The organism is Micromonospora sp. NPDC049580, from assembly GCF_040675595.1.
Lineage (GTDB): Bacteria > Actinomycetota > Actinomycetes > Mycobacteriales > Micromonosporaceae > Micromonospora.
On sequence record NZ_JBFAPG010000555.1, the window covers coordinates 1 to 3,828 of the forward strand.

Sequence of the window (3,828 nt, forward strand, 5' to 3'; positions counted from 1 at the left end):
TCCAGCAGCTCGGTGCCGCCAACGGGTTCACCGTCGAGGCCACCGAGGACGCGGCCCAGTTCACCGACGCCAACCTGGACCGGTTCGCGGCGGTGATCTGGCTGTCCACCACCGGCGACGTGCTCAACGCCGCACAGCAGGCGGCGTTCGAGCGCTACATCACCGGCGGCGGCGGGTACGTGGGCGTGCACTCCGCCTCCGACACCGAGTACGACTGGCCCTGGTACGGCGGGCTCGTCGGCGCGTACTTCGCCTCGCACCCGGCCGAGCAGACCGCCACCGTGAAGGTCGCCGACCAGGTGCACCCGTCGACCAGGGCGCTGCCGCAGCGGTGGAGCCGGTTCGACGAGCTCTACAACTACCGCGCCAACCCCCGGGGCAACGTGCACGTGCTGGCCACCCTGGACGAGAGCACCTACACCGGCGGCAGCATGGGGTACGACCACCCGATCTCCTGGTGCCAGAACTACTCCGGAGGGCGGGCCTGGTACACGGGCCTCGGCCACACCGACGCCTCGTACACCGACACGGCCTTCCGCCAGCACCTGCTCGGCGGCATCCAGACCGCGGCCGGGGCGGTCGACGCCGACTGCGGCCCCACCGTCTCCACCAACTTCCAGCAGGTGGAGCTGGCCAAGGGCGCGGCCGAGACCGGCGAGCCGATGAGCCTCACCGTCCTGCCCGACCGGGGGGTGCTGCACACGTCCCGCGACGGCGTGATCCGGCACACCGACGCGGCCGGCAACACCAAGATCGCCGCCACCCTGGCCGTCTACAGCGGCGACGAGGAGGGCCTGCAGGGCATCAAGGCCGACCCCAACTTCGCCACCAACCGCTGGGTGTACGCCTACTACGCGCCCCCGTTGAGCACACCCGGCGGTGGCGCCCCGGCCACCGGCACGCCTGCCGACTTCGCCGTCTGGGACGGCGTCAACCGGTTGTCCCGGTTCACCGTGAATGCGGACAACACCATCAACCTGGCCAGCGAGACGCTGATCCTGAACGTGCCCACCAGCCGGGGCATGTGCTGTCACGTCGGCGGCGACATGGACTTCGACGCGGCCGGCAACCTGTACCTGTCCACCGGCGACGACACCAACCCGTTCGACTCGGCCGGGTTCACCCCGATAGACGAGCGAGCCGGCCGTAACCCGGCCTTCGACGCCCAGCGCACCGCGGCGAACAGCAACGACCTGCGCGGCAAGGTGCTGCGCATCAAGCCGAGCACGGCGGGCGGTTACACCATCCCGGCCGGCAACATGTTCGCGCCCGGCACCGCGCGGACGCGCCCGGAAATCTACGCGATGGGGTTCCGCAACCCGTTCCGGATGAGCGTGGACAAGGCCACCGGCATCGTCTACCTCGGCGACTACGGCCCCGACGCGGGCACCGCCGACCCGAACCGGGGGCCGGCGGGCAATGTGGAGTTCGCCCGGATCGACCGGCCCGGCTTCTACGGCTGGCCGTACTGCACCGCCCGCAACGACGCCTACAACGACTACACGTTCCCGTCCGGGCCGTCCGGGCCGAAGTTCGACTGCGCGGGCGGGCCGGTCAACAACTCGCCCAACAACACCGGCATCACCCAGCTGCCGCCGGCCGTCCCGGCCTGGCTGCCGTACGGCGGTTCCGGCTCCCCGCCGGAGTTCACCGGCGGTGGGCTGTCGCCGATGGCCGGCCCGGTCTACCGGTACGACCCGAACAACACCTCCGCCGTGGCGTTCCCGCAGTACTACGACGGCACCTTCTTCGCCGGTGAGTTCGGCCGCCGCTGGATCAAGAACGTCAAGCTGGACGCGGCCGGCCAGCCCTTGAAGATCAACCCGTTCCCGTGGACCGGGACGCAGGTCATGGACATGGAGTTCGGCCCGGACGGCGCGCTCTACGTTCTCGACTACGGCACCGGCTGGTTCAACGGCGACGCCAACTCGGCGCTCTACCGCATCGAGTACGCCCGCGAGGGCAGAGCGCCCGTCGCGAAGGTCACCGCCACCCCAACCAGCGGCATCGCACCGTTGACCGTCGCCTTCTCCTCGGCCGGCACCCTCGACCCGGACGGCGACCCGTTCACCTACGCCTGGGACTTCGACAACAACGGCACCACCGACTCGACCGCGCCGAACCCGAGCTTCACGTACACGACCAACGGGACGCGCAGTCCGACGCTGACGGTTCGGGACACCACCGGCAAGACCGCCACCGCGAGCGTGGTCGTCACCGTCGGCAACAGCGCCCCGGTCGTCACCGTGAACACCCCGTTGAACGGGCAGACCTTCGCCTTCGGGGACGCGGTGCCGTTCAGCGTCACCGTCACCGACGCCCAGGACGGCACGATCAACTGCGCCCGGGTCAAGGTGAACTACGTCCTCGGCCACGACTCGCACGGCCACCAGCTCGGCAGCGTGCAGGGCTGCACCGGGGTCATCCAGACCTCGGCCGACGGCGAGCACGACACGGCGGCGAACATCTTCGGCATCATCGACGCCGAGTACACCGATCTGGGCGGGGGCGGCCAACCGGCGCTGACCACGCACACCCAGGCCGTGCTGCAACCGCGCGTGCGCCAGGCCGAGCACTTCGGCGACTCCTCGGGTGTCCAGATCGTCGCCGGGGCGGCCGGGCACGGCGGCGCCGCGGTCGGCTACATCGACAACAACGACTGGATCTCGTTCCGCCCCTACAACCTGACCGGCATCCAGTCGTTCAGCGCACGGGTCGGCGCCCCGGCCGGCGGCGGCGGGACGCTGGAACTGCGCGTCGACTCGCCCACCGGACCGCTGGTCGGCTCGGCCACCGTCACGCCCACCGGCGGGTACGCCAATTTCGCCACGGTCACCGGTGGGGTCACCGCGCCGACCGGCACCCGCACCCTGTTCCTGGTCTTCAAGGGCCCCGGGCCGTGGTTCGACATCGACGAGTTCACCCTCTCCACCAGTCCCGGCGGTCCCGGACCGGACCCGGATCCCGAGCCGGGCACCAACCTGGCCAAGGGCAAGCCGGCGCGAGCATCCAGCTACGAGGGCGCGTTCGTCGCGGCCAACGCGTTCGACGGCGTGGCCGGCACCCGCTGGGGCAGCGCCTTCGGCGACCCACAGTGGATCGACGTGGACCTGGGAGCCACGTACGCCCTCAGCCGGGTCAAGCTGACCTGGGAGGCGGCGTACGGCAGCGGGTACCAAATCCAGACCTCGCCGGACGGGGTCACCTTCACCACGGTCCGGACGGTGACCGGCGGCGACGGCGGCGTGGACGACCTGACCGGGCTCACCGGCTCCGGCAGGTACGTCCGGCTCCTCGGCACCGCCCGCGGCACGGCCTGGGGCTACTCGCTCTACGAGTTCGAGGTGTACGGCGCCACCGGCGGCCCGACCGGCGGCAACCTGCTGCTCAACAAGCCGACGACGACGTCCAGCAACGAGGGGGCCGACGTGACCGGCGCCCAGGCGGTCGACGGCAGCCTCACCACCCGCTGGTCGAGCGCGTTCTCGGACCCGCAGTGGATCCGCGTCGACCTCGGCGCCCCGACCGCCATCGGTCGGGTCAAGCTGAGCTGGGAGGCGGCGTACAGCAGCGCGTACCAGATCCAGACCTCCAACGACGGCACCACCTGGACCACAGTGAAGACGGTGACCGGCGCGGACGGTGGCGTGGACGAGCACAGCGGCCTCGGCGCCAACGGGCGCTACCTGCGCATCTACGGCACCGCCCGGGGCACCGGCTACGGCCACTCGCTCTGGGAGGTGGAGGCGTACACGAGCTGAACCACCACGACGGCGTGACCGGCACGGCGTCCGTGCCGGTCCGGCGGGCGCAATCCCACCGGCCGGT

The 3,828-nt window shown here is 71.1% G+C and carries 1 protein-coding gene; it reads left to right on the forward strand.

Annotation, left to right across the window (positions count from 1 at the left end; all coding sequences use genetic code 11):
* Nucleotides 1–3,761: ThuA domain-containing protein (locus tag AB0J68_RS28930; RefSeq protein WP_363941659.1), on the forward strand; the 3,761-nt coding region annotated here is incomplete at its 5' end.
* Between the last annotated feature and the right edge of the window lie 67 nt (nucleotides 3,762–3,828).